The organism is Enterobacter cloacae complex sp. HYC042_NIDB, from assembly GCF_056673315.1.
On record NZ_CP109650.1, the window covers coordinates 2980500 to 2995833 of the forward strand.

At 56.2% G+C, this 15334-nt stretch carries 17 protein-coding genes; 7 read left to right on the top strand and 10 right to left on the bottom strand.

What is annotated here, in order from left to right; genetic code table 11:
* Positions 1–81 precede the first annotated feature (81 nt).
* Positions 82–1614, top strand: coding sequence for a SpoVR family protein (locus tag OKF39_RS14305; protein WP_023293929.1), 1533 nt, complete (start codon positions 82–84; stop codon positions 1612–1614).
* 45 nt (positions 1615–1659) lie between these two features.
* Here the strand turns inward: OKF39_RS14305 and fadR are convergent, their stop codons facing one another.
* On the bottom strand, positions 1660–2379 hold the full coding sequence (gene fadR / locus OKF39_RS14310) for a fatty acid metabolism transcriptional regulator FadR (RefSeq protein ID WP_028013515.1): 720 nt from the start codon (positions 2377–2379) through the stop codon (positions 1660–1662).
* Positions 2380–2580: 201 nt separating this feature from the next.
* Here fadR and nhaB point away from each other — a divergent pair, with 201 nt between their 5' ends.
* Complete coding sequence (gene nhaB, locus OKF39_RS14315; protein WP_028013516.1) at positions 2581–4119, top strand: sodium/proton antiporter NhaB; 1539 nt, start codon at positions 2581–2583, stop codon at positions 4117–4119.
* Positions 4120–4165: 46 nt separating this feature from the next.
* Positions 4166–4696, top strand: a complete 531-nt coding sequence (dsbB, locus tag OKF39_RS14320) for a disulfide bond formation protein DsbB (protein ID WP_028013517.1) — start codon at positions 4166–4168, stop codon at positions 4694–4696.
* 33 nt (positions 4697–4729) lie between these two features.
* Here dsbB and OKF39_RS14325 read toward each other — a convergent pair whose 3' ends face one another.
* The 3 genes from OKF39_RS14325 to OKF39_RS14335 all read right to left on the bottom strand — a co-directional run bounded on the left by OKF39_RS14325 (position 4730) and on the right by OKF39_RS14335 (position 6246).
* Entirely contained in the window at positions 4730–5170 is a 441-nt protein-coding gene (locus OKF39_RS14325; protein WP_028013518.1) for a YcgN family cysteine cluster protein, read from the bottom strand.
* Between the two features lie 93 nt (positions 5171–5263).
* Positions 5264–5923 carry a fumarylacetoacetate hydrolase family protein gene (locus tag OKF39_RS14330; protein ID WP_028013519.1) on the bottom strand — a complete coding sequence of 220 codons (660 nt, stop codon included), beginning with the start codon at positions 5921–5923 and terminating at the stop codon, positions 5264–5266.
* A gap of 47 nt (positions 5924–5970) precedes the next feature.
* The gene (locus OKF39_RS14335; protein WP_041909499.1) at positions 5971–6246 is read right to left on the bottom strand and encodes a YcgL domain-containing protein; all 276 of its coding nucleotides are present in this window, start codon (positions 6244–6246) and stop codon (positions 5971–5973) included.
* Positions 6247–6369: 123 nt separating this feature from the next.
* On the opposite strand from OKF39_RS14335, the gene minC reads away from it, so the two are divergent.
* From minC to minE, 3 genes are read left to right on the top strand one after another with little or no spacing between them, the layout of a single operon-like run.
* Entirely contained in the window at positions 6370–7077 is a 708-nt protein-coding gene (gene minC, locus OKF39_RS14340) for a septum site-determining protein MinC (RefSeq protein WP_028013521.1), read from the top strand.
* A gap of 23 nt (positions 7078–7100) precedes the next feature.
* Complete coding sequence (gene minD / locus OKF39_RS14345; protein WP_028013522.1) at positions 7101–7913, top strand: septum site-determining protein MinD; 813 nt, start codon at positions 7101–7103, stop codon at positions 7911–7913.
* 3 nt (positions 7914–7916) lie between these two features.
* Positions 7917–8186: a cell division topological specificity factor MinE gene (gene minE, locus OKF39_RS14350; RefSeq protein ID WP_010432714.1), complete on the top strand. Its 270-nt coding sequence runs from the start codon at positions 7917–7919 to the stop codon at positions 8184–8186.
* A 74-nt stretch (positions 8187–8260) separates the two neighbouring features.
* Here minE and rnd read toward each other — a convergent pair whose 3' ends face one another.
* The 5 genes from rnd to yoaA all read right to left on the bottom strand — a co-directional run bounded on the left by rnd (position 8261) and on the right by yoaA (position 14640).
* A complete protein-coding gene (gene rnd / locus OKF39_RS14355) occupies positions 8261–9388 on the bottom strand; it encodes a ribonuclease D (RefSeq protein ID WP_028013523.1) in 1128 nt (375 codons plus the stop codon).
* Positions 9389–9459: 71 nt separating this feature from the next.
* Positions 9460–11145: a long-chain-fatty-acid--CoA ligase FadD gene (gene fadD, locus OKF39_RS14360; RefSeq protein ID WP_072252102.1), complete on the bottom strand. Its 1686-nt coding sequence runs from the start codon at positions 11143–11145 to the stop codon at positions 9460–9462.
* Between the two features lie 203 nt (positions 11146–11348).
* Positions 11349–11930 carry a Slp family lipoprotein gene (locus OKF39_RS14365; RefSeq protein WP_041909497.1) on the bottom strand — a complete coding sequence of 194 codons (582 nt, stop codon included), beginning with the start codon at positions 11928–11930 and terminating at the stop codon, positions 11349–11351.
* Positions 11931–11967: 37 nt separating this feature from the next.
* Positions 11968–12663, bottom strand: coding sequence for a tRNA (adenosine(37)-N6)-threonylcarbamoyltransferase complex dimerization subunit type 1 TsaB (gene tsaB / locus OKF39_RS14370; protein ID WP_047367799.1), 696 nt, complete (start codon positions 12661–12663; stop codon positions 11968–11970).
* Positions 12664–12729: 66 nt separating this feature from the next.
* A complete protein-coding gene (gene yoaA / locus OKF39_RS14375; RefSeq protein ID WP_479983079.1) occupies positions 12730–14640 on the bottom strand; it encodes a DNA repair helicase YoaA in 1911 nt (636 codons plus the stop codon).
* A gap of 133 nt (positions 14641–14773) precedes the next feature.
* Here yoaA and OKF39_RS14380 point away from each other — a divergent pair, with 133 nt between their 5' ends.
* Positions 14774–15118, top strand: a complete 345-nt coding sequence (locus OKF39_RS14380) for a RidA family protein (RefSeq protein WP_028013528.1) — start codon at positions 14774–14776, stop codon at positions 15116–15118.
* 6 nt (positions 15119–15124) lie between these two features.
* Here OKF39_RS14380 and OKF39_RS14385 read toward each other — a convergent pair whose 3' ends face one another.
* The gene (locus tag OKF39_RS14385) at positions 15125–15307 is read right to left on the bottom strand and encodes a YoaH family protein (protein WP_008500497.1); all 183 of its coding nucleotides are present in this window, start codon (positions 15305–15307) and stop codon (positions 15125–15127) included.
* Positions 15308–15334 lie beyond the last annotated feature (27 nt).

Genomic DNA, 15334 nt, shown 5'->3' on the forward strand with positions numbered 1-15334 from the left:
CAGCACGCTTTTTAACACGTTGATCTATGCTTGAAAGGAGGCTCTCCAGACAGAGAGAGCACCCACAACGAGGGCGCGCTAATGGCTACTATTGATTCCCTGAACAAGGACAACACACGTCTGAGCGATGGACCCGACTGGACCTTCGAGCTGCTGGATGTCTACCTCGCCGAAATCGACCGGGTGGCAAAACTGTATCGCCTGGATACCTATCCCCATCAGATTGAGGTGATTACCTCCGAACAGATGATGGACGCTTACTCCAGCGTCGGGATGCCGATCAACTATCCGCACTGGTCGTTTGGTAAAAAATTCATTGAAACGGAGCGGCTGTACAAGCACGGCCAGCAGGGGCTGGCGTATGAGATCGTCATTAACTCCAACCCGTGTATCGCCTATCTGATGGAAGAGAACACCATTACCATGCAGGCGCTGGTGATGGCACACGCCTGCTACGGCCATAACTCCTTCTTTAAAAATAACTATCTGTTCCGCAGCTGGACGGACGCCAGCTCCATCGTCGATTACCTGATCTTCGCGCGTAAATACATTACCGACTGCGAAGAGCGCTACGGCGTAGACGAGGTAGAGAAGCTGCTAGACTCCTGCCACGCGCTGATGAACTACGGCGTGGACCGCTATAAACGCCCGCAGAAAATCTCACTGCAGGAGGAGAAAGCCCGGCAGAAAAGCCGCGAGGAGTATCTGCAGAGCCAGGTGAACATGCTGTGGCGCACCCTGCCGAAGCGTGAGGAGGAAAAAACGATTGCCGAAGCGCGTCGTTATCCGTCCGAGCCGCAGGAAAACCTGCTCTATTTTATGGAGAAGAATGCCCCGCTGCTGGAGCCGTGGCAGCGCGAGATTTTGCGTATCGTGCGTAAGGTGAGCCAGTATTTCTATCCGCAGAAACAGACCCAGGTGATGAACGAAGGCTGGGCAACATTCTGGCACTACACCATTCTCAACCATCTGTATGACGAGGGGAAAGTCACCGAGCGGTTCATGATGGAATTTCTCCACAGCCATACTAACGTGGTGTTCCAGCCGCCCTACAACAGCCCGTGGTACAGTGGGATTAACCCGTATGCGCTGGGCTTTGCGATGTTCCAGGATATTAAGCGCATCTGCCAATCGCCAACGGAAGAGGACAAGTACTGGTTCCCGGATATCGCCGGTTCTGACTGGCTGGAAACGCTGCATTTTGCGATGCGCGACTTTAAGGATGAGAGCTTTATCAGCCAGTTCATGTCGCCGAAGATCATGCGCGATTTCCGCTTCTTCACCGTGCTGGACGATGACCGCAACAACTATCTGGAGATCTCCGCGATCCACAACGAGGAAGGATACCGGGAGATCCGCTCCCGTCTCTCCTCCCAGTACAACCTGAGCAACCTTGAACCCAATATTCAGGTGTGGAACGTGGACCTGCGCGGCGACCGCTCCCTGACGCTGCGCTATATCCCGCACAACCGCGCGCCGCTGGATAAAGGACGTAAAGAGGTGCTGAAGCACGTGCACCGCCTGTGGGGCTTTGACGTGCAGCTGGAGCAGCAGAATGAGGACGGCAGCGTGGAGCTGCTGGAACGCTGCCCGGCGCGGTTGAATACGCTGTAGCGCCACCGGGCGAAAAAAAACCTCTCGATTGAGAGGTTTTTTATTTTAGCGACTCTGAATCGCCAAATCGCCCGGCAGCGTTTTCTGCATACGGTGCCAGATTTCACCGGAGTCGTGGCCGTAGCGGCGTACGGTTTCATAAACCTGATCGTGCAGGCCTTCGGTGCAGAGCTTGCTCAGCTTATGGTAGAAGCCCAGCGCCAGACTGCGGGCTTCAGGGTTAGCGAAGTAGTGACGACCAATGCGGGTATAGAGCCCTTTCATACCGTTGAGGATCAGGCCGTAAACCGGGTTGCCGGAGGCAAACGCCAGGCCGCGAAACACGTTGTAATCGAGGGTGGCAAAAGCGTCGGCGTGATCTTCAACTTCATTCGCGCTGGCCAGCACCGCAAGCGCATCTTCAGGATGCTGACGGAAAGCGGTACGAATAAAAATAGTCGCGATGTTGGTGCGCACGGAGAGCAGATTATCAATCAGCTGCGGCACGCTTTCGTGGTCGAGGCGCGCCAGCGTTTCTAGAATGTTCAGCCCCGAGGTTTCCCAGAAGTTGTTTACCTTTGTTGGCTTGCCGTGCTGGATCGTCAACCATCCATCACGCGCCAGTCGCTGAAGCACTTCACGCAGCGTGGTGCGAGTGACGCCAATCAGTTCAGAGAGTTCGCGTTCAGCCGGAAGAATGGACCCCGCAGGGAAACGATTATTCCAGATGCTTTCAATGATGTACTCTTCCGCGAAACCCGCCGGGCTCTGCGCCTTAATGACCATAGTGAGATTTCCATTACACAGCTTTTTGCAAATTGGACTCATCATACCAGAGGCGTGCAACGGCAGGTAGCGCGGCAAAGTGAGAAAAGAGGGATCGCCGTTTCATTTTTGTGAAATTTACAATGCGGTCTTATCCGCCTCCGGGCCGTGATTTTTGCGTATACTGATGTTTTGTATTACTTAACGGGAAGGACGTCTGTTGTGGAAATTTCTTTTGGGCGCGCGCTGTGGCGCAATTTTTTAGGTCATTCTCCTGACTGGTACAAACTGATACTGCTGGTTTTCCTGGTCGTTAATCCCATCATTTTTAGCGTGGATCCGTTTATCGCCGGGTGGCTGCTGGTGGCAGAATTTATCTTCACCCTGGCCATGGCGCTGAAGTGTTATCCCCTGCTGCCCGGCGGTTTGCTGGCGTTTGAAGCCGTTGTCATCGGCATGACGTCCGCAGAGCATGTAAAAGCAGAGCTGGCCTCCAATCTGGAAGTACTCCTGCTGCTCATTTTTATGGTGGCCGGTATCTACTTTATGAAACAGCTGCTGCTGTTTATCTTTACCCGCCTGCTGCTGAGCATTACGTCAAAAACGATCCTCTCGCTGGCGTTTTGCCTTGCCGCCGCCTTTCTGTCGGCCTTCCTGGATGCGCTCACCGTTGTCGCGGTGGTGATCAGCGTCGCCGTCGGATTTTACGGCATTTATCACCGCGTGGCCTCCTCTCGCCCAAGTGAGGATTTACAGGACGATAGCCACGTCGAGGCGCATAACCGCGACGTGCTGGAACAGTTCCGCGCGTTTCTGCGCAGCCTGATGATGCACGCAGGGGTCGGTACGGCGTTGGGCGGCGTGATGACCATGGTGGGCGAGCCGCAAAACCTGATCATCGCGAAAGCGGCTGAATGGCATTTTGGCGAGTTTTTCCTGCGCATGGCCCCCGTCAGCGTGCCTGTTCTGGTCTGCGGGTTAGCGACCTGCATTCTGGTCGAAAAATTCAGGCTGTTCGGCTACGGCGCACAGCTGCCTGAACCGGTCCGCAAAGAACTGCATAAATTTGACGAGCAGAGCCGCAAACAGCGTACGCGCCAGGAGACGCTGCGTCTGATTGCGCAGGGGATCATCGGCATCTGGCTTATCGCCGCGCTGGCGTTGCATCTTGCCGAAGTCGGGTTGATTGGCCTCTCCGTCATTATTCTTGCCACCACCTTTAGCGGGGTAACGGACGAACATGCTATTGGTAAAGCCTTTACCGAAGCCCTGCCGTTTACCGCGCTGCTGGCGGTCTTTTTTGCGGTCGTGGCGGTGATTATTGACCAACACCTTTTCGCACCGATTATCGCGTTTGTGCTTCAGGCCTCGCCGGACTCGCAGCTTACGCTGTTCTATCTCTTTAACGGCCTGTTGTCCTCTATTTCCGATAACGTCTTTGTCGGGACGGTGTATATCAATGAGGCCAAAGCGGCGATGGAGCAAGGGATCGTCAGCACCGGGCAGTTCGACCTGCTGGCAGTAGCCATCAACACCGGAACAAACCTGCCCTCCGTTGCAACACCGAACGGCCAGGCGGCATTTCTCTTCCTGCTGACCTCGGCGCTGGCACCGCTCATACGGCTTTCTTATGGAAGAATGGTCTGGATGGCGCTGCCGTACACGCTGGTGCTCACCGTTGTTGGTTTGCTGTGCATCAAAATTACTCTCGTTCCCTGTACGCAATGGCTGCTACAAGCGGGTATACTTGCGGCGCATTAAAATTCGTTTACACTGCGCTTTCTAAGCATGTTCCAGGGAAATGATTATGTTGAGATTTTTAAACCAGTGCTCCCGCGGTCGCGGAGCGTGGTTATTGATGGCCCTGACCGCCTTTGCGCTGGAAATGGTTGCGCTGTGGTTCCAGCACGTGATGGGACTCAAGCCCTGCGTGCTGTGCATCTACGAGCGCTGCGCGCTGTTCGGCATTATGGGTGCAGGCCTGGTGGGCGCAATTGCCCCAAAAACGCCGTTGCGCTATGTGGGTATTGCCATCTGGCTGTACAGCGCCTGGAAAGGTATTGAGCTTTCCTGGCAGCACACCATGATGCAGCTGCATCCGTCACCGTTTATGACCTGTGATTTCGCCGCCCGCTTCCCGAGCTGGCTGCCGTTGGATAAGTGGCTTCCGCAGGTGTTTGTCGCATCCGGTGACTGCTCCGTACGTCAGTGGGAATTCCTGACGCTGGAGATGCCGCAGTGGCTGGTGGGAATTTTTGTGGCCTACTTCGTCGTGGCGCTGCTGGTGCTGATTGCTCAGCCATTCAAACCGAAGAAACGCGATTTGTTTGGAAGGTAAAAGCAAAAACCCGCCACGGCGGGTTTTTTATTATCACCGATTAGGGTGATTCATGATGTGATCTTCCCAGTCCCGTACCTCGGACTCCTTCACCGCAATGTGGCGTACCGAGATACGCTCGCCGTGCATCGCCGCTTTTGAACCGGTCAGCAGAGGATGCCAGGCCGGTAGATCTTTCCCTTCCGCCAGCAGGCGATACGCGCAGGTGTGCGGCAGCCACTCAAAAGTCGGCAGATTTTCACGGGTGAGCTTGATGCAGTCCGGCTCGAACTCAAAGCGGCGTTCGTAGTTGCGGCACTGGCAGGTTTTAATGTTCAGCTGCCTGCAGGCGACGTTGGTGAAATAGATCTCATCGGAGTCTTCATCCATCAGCTTGTGCAGGCAGCACTGCCCGCAGCCGTCGCACAACGATTCCCACTCCGCGTCGGTCATTTGGTCAAGAGTTTTGCTTTGCCAGAAAGGAATGTCGTTCATCAGGATGTCCACACGTCAAAAGAAAGCGCACCTTATAACGAGTCTGGCACGTGGTTGCAAGTTTTGCCGCCCTTTGCAGGCGGCAAGATGCGGTTACAGCACGCGGGTTTTTAGCGACAGGCCGTTAAAACCGACCTCAAGCTCATCGCCGCTGGCGAGCGGGCCCACGCCTTCCGGCGTGCCGGTGAGGATCACATCGCCCGGCTTCAGGGTGAAGAAACGGCTCATGTAGGCGATCAGCGGCACGATCTTGTGGATCATATCTGCCGTGGTGCCCTGCTGGCGGATCTCGCCGTTAACCTTCAGGCTGAGCGGAGTGTCCTGCGGATCGTTGGTAAATTCATTCACCGGAACAAACCCTGAAATCGGACATGCGTTATCAAAGCCTTTGGCTTTTTCCCACGGCTGCCCTGCCTTCTTCATTTTGCCCTGCACGTCGCGCAGGGTCAGATCCAGCGCCACGCCGTAGCCGGCAATCGCTTTCTCGACATGCTCTTCGGAAGCCTGGCGCAGCGTGGCGCCGATCAGCACGGCAAGCTCTACTTCGTGATGCACCGACCCCAGCCCCTGCGGCAGCGCCAGCGGCTGGCGGATGTCGCATAGCGCCGTCTCGGGCTTAATAAACAGGACCGGCTCTTCTGGGGTTGCGCTGCCCATCTCCTGAATATGCTTCGCATAGTTGCTGCCCACGCAGACCACTTTGCTGACGGGATAATCCAGTAATGCACCTTGCCAGTTATGATGTTGATACATGCTCGACCCCTAATCGGTTGATGTGTTATGCCCGAAAACAGCTGAGGCTATTTTTTCCCGGACGCCTCGAGGTGCTGTTTTAATAAATTCTCAGGCGGCGGTGGAAGCTGTAAATAATAGCCCTGCTCGGCTAATGCCGTTTTCACTTTTTCCAGATCGGCATTCACCAGTTTCTTACGGCCGTCCAGCGGCAGCAGCATCGCCAGCTGTGGTCGGCCAAAGTTCTTCATTAATTCTTCCGGCACGCGTGAAAAATCGTCTTTCTTTTCGACATAAAGATAGGTCTGGTCACGGCTTGTACTTCTGTAGATCACACAAAACATGTTTTTACTCTGAATTAATGGGTGGTTGCTTGCCTCAATATACTCCTGACTATAACATGCCTGATACTCTTCGGAATATCGCAGCGAATGGTTGCGGTTAATAGCAAATTGAGTAAGGCCAGGATGTCAAACACGCCCATCGAGCTTAAAGGCAGTAGCTTCACCTTATCAGTGGTTCATTTGCATGATGCAAAACCCGAGGTTATTCGTCAGGCGTTAGAAGACAAAATCGCCCAGGCTCCCGCCTTTCTGAAGCACGCCCCCGTCGTCATCAACGTCAGCGGTCTTGAGGCGCCGGTTAACTGGACACGTCTCCAGCAGGCGGTCTCCTCTACCGGGCTGCGTATTGTCGGCATCAGCGGCTGCAAAGATCCCGAGCTGAAAGCGGAAATCGACCGTGCGGGGCTGCCTCTTCTTAATGAAGGCAAAGAAAAAACCCCACGTGCAGCACCCGCTGCCGTACAAACGCCCCCTCCTGCGGCGCAAAACGTTACCGCTCTCACAAAAACGCGAATGATTGATGTGCCGGTTCGTTCCGGTCAGCGCATTTATGCGCCAAACTGTGATCTAATTGTTACAAGCCACGTCAGCGCTGGCGCAGAGCTTATTGCAGATGGCAATATTCACGTTTACGGTATGATGCGTGGACGTGCGCTCGCGGGCGCAAGTGGCGATCGGGACGCGCAAATATTTTGTACTCATCTGACGGCGGAACTGGTGTCCATCGCAGGTGAATATTGGCTGAGCGACAAGATCCCAGCCGAATTTTATGGCAAAGCGGCTCGCCTGCTTCTGGCAGACGACGCGTTGACCGTTCAACCGTTGAATTAATCCCTTTTTAACAAGGAATTTCTATGGCACGCATTATTGTTGTTACTTCGGGTAAAGGAGGCGTTGGCAAGACCACCTCCAGCGCGGCCATCGCTACTGGTTTGGCCCAGAAGGGAAAGAAAACCGTCGTTATCGACTTCGATATCGGTCTGCGTAACCTCGACCTCATCATGGGATGTGAGCGTCGCGTCGTATATGACTTCGTGAACGTCATTCAGGGCGATGCCACGCTGAACCAGGCGCTGATTAAAGACAAGCGCACCGAGAACCTCTTCATTCTTCCGGCTTCTCAGACGCGTGATAAAGATGCCCTGACCCGTGAAGGCGTGGAAAAGGTACTCGACGAGCTGAAAAAAATGGAGTTCGACTTCATCGTCTGTGACTCCCCTGCCGGCATTGAAACCGGTGCCCTGATGGCGCTCTACTTTGCTGATGAAGCGATCATCACCACCAACCCGGAAGTCTCCTCCGTGCGTGACTCCGACCGTATTCTCGGTATTCTGGCTTCCAAATCCCGCCGTGCGGAAAATGGCCAGGATCCGATTAAAGAGCACCTCCTGCTGACCCGCTATAACCCGGGTCGCGTAAACAAAGGTGACATGCTGAGCATGGAAGACGTGCTGGAGATCCTGCGCATTAAACTGGTTGGCGTTATCCCGGAAGACCAGTCCGTATTACGCGCCTCTAACCAGGGCGAGCCCGTGATCCTTGATACAACGGCAGATGCAGGTAAAGCTTACGCCGATACCGTTGACCGTCTGCTGGGAGAAGAACGTCCTTTCCGCTTCATTGAAGAAGAAAAGAAAGGTTTCCTCAAACGCCTGTTCGGAGGATAAGTTATGGCATTACTGGACTTTTTTCTCTCGCGGAAAAAAAGCACCGCCAACATCGCAAAAGAACGCCTGCAAATTATCGTTGCGGAGCGTCGTCGTAGCGACGCCGAGCCTCACTACCTGCCGCAGCTGCGCAAGGACATCCTGGAAGTGATCTGTAAGTATGTGCAGATTGACCCGGAGATGGTCACCGTACAGCTGGAGCAAAAAGACGGGGATATTTCGATTCTGGAGCTGAACGTAACGCTTCCGGAAGCGGAAGAGTCGCGTCCGTAGGTTCCTGGTGTCGTAGCCCCGGTAAGCGCAGCGCCACCGGGGAGAATATGCCGGGTATATCGCCCGGCATATTTTTATCGCGGATAACCTTCCAGCAAGGTATTCAGGCGATCGGCCATCAATACCCCGCGCCAGCCAGCCATCAGTTCCGGCACGCCATTCTGCGGTTTCAGCTTCCAGTGCCAGTTCAGCAGCTGGTTAATTTGTCTGCGTGACGCCAGCAGTTCAGCGCTCAGCTTGCTTTCCGTTGCGACATCCTGCACCAGCGCTTTGATATCCTTAAATGCTTTACGATAGCCCGGCATATCCATGAGATTCAGCAGCGTCTCAGGCAGTGCATCCTCCGGCAGCGCCTGCGCTTTGGCGACCAGCGCCAGCAGGGTTTTACCATGGAAACGGATCTCGCTGCCGGAAAGGCCAATGCTGTCCAGTTCGCCCAGGCTGCCCGGCATATAGCGCGCGACCGCCCAGAGATGCTCTTCACGCACCACAAAATTCACGGCCAAATCGCGCTCGCGCGCTTTACGCAAACGCCAGTCCGCTAACAGCTGCAGGCAGGCCAGCTGACGCGTGCGAAGCTGCCAGGCGTTGGTGATATCACGCCAGGCCTCTTTCGGGTCGACCACTTCCTGGCGACGCTGCTGCGTCATACGGCACTCGTCCAGCGCGGCAGAGAGCCAGCCGGAGGCTTCCGCCTCTTTCATCAGCTGTCCGGCAATCGGCAACAGGTAAAACACGTCTGCCGCCGCATATTCCAGCTGACGCTCGGTAAGCGGACGGGCCAGCCAGTCGGTACGGGATTCACTTTTATCCAGCGTCAGGCCCGTGTACTCCTCCACCATGGCGGCAAAGCCCCACGACAGCGGACGACCGCTGAACGCCGCGAGGATCTGCGTATCAATCAGCGGCTGAGGCATGATGCCAAAGGTGTTAAGAAAGACTTCCAGATCTTCACTGCCCGCGTGCAGATATTTCGTTACCGCAGTATCCAGCAGCAGGTCACGCATCGGCGCCCAGTCGGTAATGCCGAGCGGGTCAATCAGCGAGACGTGCTTACCGTCGTACATCTGTATCAAACCCAGCTGTGGATAATAGGTGCGAGTACGGACAAACTCGGTATCCAGAGCGATGGCAGGAAAGTCGCGCGTCACTTCGCACAGCGAAGCCAGCTCGTCGTTGGTCGTGATCATCTGGTAATTCAAATCGGATTCTCTTTTGTTTGCGCCCATAAAAAACGCCGGCTTAACCGGCGTCTGGGCGATTAACGTGAAGCTCAGGCCTTATTGTCTACTTTGGCACGGGCTTCGTCACGTAATTCTCGTCGTAATATCTTCCCGACGTTGGATTTCGGCAGCTCATCGCGGAATTCCACCAGCTTCGGCACTTTATAGCCCGTCAGCTGACGGCGACAAAACGTTATCAGCGCTTCCTCGGTAAGAGAAGGATCTTTCTTGACCACAAATATCTTTACCGCTTCACCGCTGCTGCCGGAAGGAACGCCCACCGCCGCCACTTCCAGCACGCCGCTGTGCTGCATCACCACGTCTTCGATTTCGTTCGGATAGACGTTGAAGCCGGAGACCAGGATCATATCTTTTTTGCGATCGACGATGCGCAGGAAGCCTTCGTCATCCATCACCGCAATATCGCCGGTGTGAAGCCAGCCGTCTTTAATGATTTCGTCGGTCGCATCAGGGCGCTGCCAGTAACCCAGCATTACCTGCGGCCCTCTGACGCACAGTTCGCCCGGCTCGCCGTGAGGCACTTCGTTATCCTCATCATCCACCAGCTTTGCTTCCGTCGACGGGACCGGCAGGCCGATGCTGCCGCTGTGGTAGTCGATATCGTGCGGGTTGACGCTCACCAGCGGGGCACACTCCGTCAGGCCGTAGCCTTCCAGCAGATATTGCCCGGTTAGCTTCACCCAGCGCTCGGCCACCGCCTGCTGAACCGGCATGCCGCCGCCCGCGGAGAGATGCAGCGTGGAGAAATCAAGCTGCTGGAACTCTTTGTTGTTGAGCAGCGCGTTAAACAGGGTGTTCACCCCGGTCATGGCGGTAAACGGGTATTTTGCCAGCTCTTTCACCAGACCCGGGATATCGCGCGGGTTGGTGATCAATACGTTTTGCCCGCCCAGCTCGATAAACAACAGGCAGTTCATGGTCAGCGCGAAGATGTGATACAGCGGCAGCGCGGTAATTACCAGCTCTTTACCCGGATGCAGCAGCGGCCCGTAGGTGGCATTGACCTGCTCAAGGTTTGCCAGCATGTTGCGGTGGGTCAGCATCGCGCCTTTGGCCACGCCGGTGGTGCCGCCCGTATATTGCAGGAAGGCCAGGTCTTCGGAGACGACTTCAGGCTTGACGTACTGCATGCGATAGCCCGCATGCAGCGCGCGGCGGAAAGAGATAGCATCCGGCAGATGGTATTTTGGTACCAGACGTTTGACGTATTTAACGACAAAGTTGACCAGCGTTCCTTTGGCGGTGGAAAGCTGATCGCCCATGCGCGTCAGGATGACGTGCTTCACCTGGGTTTTGTCGACCACTTTTTCCAGGGTATGGGCAAAGTTAGAAACAATGACAATCGCCACCGCCCCGCTGTCGTTCAGCTGATGTTCAAGCTCGCGCGGCGTGTAAAGCGGGTTAACGTTGACCACAATCATCCCGGCACGCAGGATGCCAAATAGCGCCACCGGGTATTGCAGCAGGTTCGGCATCATCAGCGCGACGCGATCCCCTTTTTGCAGCCCAAGTCCTTCCTGCAGATAAGCCGCAAACGCCCGGCTACGCTCCTCAAGCTTACGGAACGTCATCACCTCGCCCATATTCACAAACGCGGGCTGGTCTGCGTAACGTCTTACCGAGTGCTCAAATAATTCCACCAGGGATTGATAACGGTCAGGATTGATCTCCGCAGGCACATCTGCGGGATAACGGTTAAGCCAAACCTTTTGCAATGCATCACCTCTGAAATGAGTGTTCGTCGTCATCACAGCCCCGATAATAAACAGTTTGTTAACATTATATTAACTCAGCGTACCAGTTTATTAATTGTTCAGATTGCAGGTTGCGAAGCGCGTCACTCTTTTTTTTCGTTTTATCCGTAAAAAAACAGAGACAGCGGCTGAGCCGCTGTCTCTTTCTTAACAATAACAGTAAGTTACTCAGTTACGATCGTTTGAACCTGTGCAGGGCCCGGGTTATACCAGCCCCATCCCGGATAACCGTAACGATAAGGATGTGGACCCCACATCCACGGGTCGATTGGCTGAGGCGGCATCACCACCTGCTGGGCGATACGCCAGCGCTTATAGCCGTTCACCTGCATGGTCATAAATTTGTACGGCGTGTTGCCGATTTTGCCCTGCACCGAACCGGTAATCGGCCCGACAACGGTTACCAGCTGTCCGCGAAAATCGACCGGGTCGAGGAAACCACTAACGTCGGCATAGATACGCCCGCGAGAGGCTTCACCGAGTACGGGACGCGCGCCGCTGTCGAGCGGTACCGTGGCAATTTCCAGACGGGTTTTCCCCTGCTGGTTCTGCACGTCGATCACTTTCCCACCGAAGCGGGCTTCCTGGCCGACGTAAAGCTCGGGCGCATTCATTACCCGAACCAGATCCTGCTGTGGCGTCGGGCTGCTGCCCTTGATCGCATCAGGTACGGTTACGCAACCGCTCAGTGCTATGGCAACCGCGCCTGCCATAAAAAGGCGTACTACTTTAGTCTGAACCGCCATGATGCGACTCCTTTTTCTCAGTTCCTGTTACTGAGATTCATTCGCGGCCCGGAAGTTTCTTCCACGCGACGGTGTTTCGCAAATAAACCGGCTCCGCATGCTCAACGGCAACGGTTTTTCCTGCTGCAAGCAGTTGACGGGCAATCGGGAGCATATCTTCTGCCGCAGGCAGGAGCATGTTGCCGTCCACCAGCGTCACGCCGGTGCCGCTCGCCATCTCTGGCCACGCCGGCCAGCCCGTGCCGACCGTCGCCCACTCGCCGGACAGCTGCTTCAGGCGCTCAGTAACGGCTTCAGGCTTAAGCACTGCTTCCGTCTCTTCGCCGTGCCAGACGCCGTTTTCATCGCGGGTATATTCCGCCCAGTAAACTTCACCCATGCGAGCGTCAATAGCGGCGAGCACGCGGGTCGCGCCCGTCATGCGCCAGGCTCCCTCCGCCATCGTCGCAAGCGTAGAGACGCCGATCATCGGCAGGTCAGCGCCCAGCGCCAGCCCCTGCGCGATGCCAATCCCAATGCGCACGCCCGTAAAGCTGCCGGGGCCGCGGCCAAAGGCCAGCGCGTCGAGGTCGGTTAAGGTGGTGTTGCCCTGGGTTAAAATGGCTTTTACCAGGGGCAGAATACGCTGGGTGTGTTCCCGTGGGCACTCTTCGAAATGAGCAGAAACAGCACCGTCGTTTAACAGAGCAACAGAGCAAGCCTCTGTCGCGGTATCAATAGCCAGAATTCGCATCAGTTGTCGCGCTCTCGCAAGGGTCAGTCACAAAATGGCGCGCATCTTAGCACACTCCGGAGCGAATTACTCCGCCGTTGGGTTTGCCAGGAAACGCACCGCGCGTTTAATGTCCCGCGTACGCGGGGCGGGCGGCAGGCTGGCGAGGAAGGTTGCGCCGTAAGGACGCATCACCAGGCGGTTATCGCAGATCACCAGCACGCCGCGGTCGGTGACGTCACGGATCAGTCGCCCTACCCCCTGCTTAAGCGTGATGACCGCGTCCGGTAGTTGGACGTCGTCGAAAGGATCGCCACCGCGCAGGCGGCAGTCTTCCATCCGCGCCTTGAGCAGCGGATCGTCCGGCGACGTGAACGGCAGCTTATCGATGATCACCAGCGAGAGCGTGTCGCCGCGCACGTCCACCCCTTCCCAGAAGCTGCTGGTTGCCACCAGCAGGGCGTTACCGGCGCTGACAAACTGCTGGAGCAGCTGGCCTTTACTGGTTTCCCCCTGCAGCAGCACCGGGAGGGTCATGGTGGCGCGAAACTGCTCGGCGAGATCGCGCATCATGGCGTGTGAGGTGCAGAGCATAAAGCAGCGCCCGTTGTTGGCCTCAATCATCGGCTTGAGCATCGCCGCGAGATGCCGCGCCGCCCCCGGCTGGTTCGGCAGCGGGAGATTGCGTGGCACGCAGAGCAGCGCCTGCTTTTCGTAATCAAACGGGCTGGGCAGCAGCAGTGATTCCGCCTGCTCAATACCGAGGCGCTCGGTGAAGTGGTGCAGATCGTCATTTACAGACAGGGTTGCGGAAGTGAATATCCAGCTTCCCGGCTTCTGCGCCATCACCTCTTTGAATTTATCGGCCACCGTCAGCGGCGTGAGCGCCAGGGTAAAGTGGCGCGAGGTGCATTCATACCAGTAGCTGTACCCCGGCTGGTTGATCTCTTTTAGCCGTTTCAGCCGCCCGCGATAGAGCGTGGCGCGCTCGAAGGCGGCGTCAAGCAGCGCGGAGCGTCCGAGGGACAGCTTCGCCACGTCGTAGCAGAGCTCAAGTGCATCATCGAGCAGCAGCAGCGCGCGCTGGATATTTTTGTCCGCCAGCAGTTCGCGCAGGTTGCCGCGATAGCCCGGCTCGCCAAGCTGTAAGCGGAAATCCTGCGCGCTTTGCGCCAGACGGTCGGCACACTTCTGCAGCTGCTGGGTATCTTTGAGTTCGGTCCGGTAGGCAATGGTAAAATCTTTCGCCAGATCCTGTAGCTGGCGGCTGGAGAGCGACTGGCCGAAATACTGGCTGGCGATATCCGGCAACTGATGGGCTTCATCGAAGATCATCAAGTCCGCCTCCGGGATAAGCTCGCCGAAACCGCTGTCCTTAACCACCATGTCCGCGAGGAACAGGTGGTGGTTCACCACCACCACGTCTGCGTCCATCGCGGTTTTGCGCGCTTTCACCACAAAACAGTCTTTATACAGCGGGCAGTCGCTACCGAGGCAGTTGTCGTTGGTGCTGGTCACCAGCGGCCAGGCCGGGGAGTCTTCCGGCACGCTCGCGCAGGTGCTGATATCGCCCTCTTCGGTCTGGTTCGCCCAGGCGCGCAGGATAATGACGTCGCTCAGGGTTTGAACCGGCAGATCGCCGCCGGCCAGCGCCTGCTGTTCGAGTCGCTCCAGGCACAGGTAGTTCGATCGCCCTTTCAGCAGGGCCAGACGCCCTTTGTATTTCAGCGCTTTCGCAACCGTGGGCAAGTCGCGGCTGTAGAGCTGATCCTGCAGCGCTTTCGATCCGGTGGAAATTATCACCTTCTTTTTCGCCCGCAGCGCCGGCGCAAGGTAAGCATAGGTCTTACCCGTGCCGGTTCCGGCTTCAACCACCAGCGGCTGGGCCTTATCAATGGCGCGGGCAACGGCGTGCGCCATCTGTCGCTGAGGCTCACGGGGCTTGAAGCCGGGGATCGCCTGCGCTAATTGACCTTCAGGGGAAAAATCGTCTGCCACGTTGCTCTCTCACTGTATTTTTGCACAGGGATTATGTCAGTCCATCTTCTCCTGTGCCACCCCAAATAGTGACGACGGCAGAACAATATGGCAGTCTTGCCGCCTGACGACGAAAAATAACGAGGAAACGTTTATGACAATTGTGCGCATTGATGCCGAAGCCCGCTGGTCTGATGTGGTGATCCATAACCAGACGCTGTATTACACCGGTGTACCGTCAAATCTGGACGCGGATGCGTTCGAACAGACGGCGAATACCCTGGCGCAGATTGATGCCGTGCTGGAAAAACAGGGCAGCGATAAATCCCGCATTCTGGATGCGACCATTTTCCTGGCAAATAAAGACGATTTCGCGGCGATGAACAAAGCCTGGGATGCGTGGGTGGTAGCGGGTCACGCGCCTGTACGCTGCACCGTACAGGCCACGCTGATGAAACCGGAATACAAGGTTGAGATCAAGATTATCGCGGCGGTTTAAGCCCGATTACTCTTCATCTTCATCCTCAAAACGCGCCACGATCCGCTCGCCGGTATGGGTGGCGCGCAGCTCCTCCGCCACCTGGGAAATCGCCTGTCCGCTGCTCATCCCCTGGGACATCAGTTCCTGAATTCGCTCAACCGCTTTCTGCTGCTGTTCATGGCTCAGAGAAGGTAAACCTGCAAACATCGTCAACTCCTGCTAAATTATTCGCGC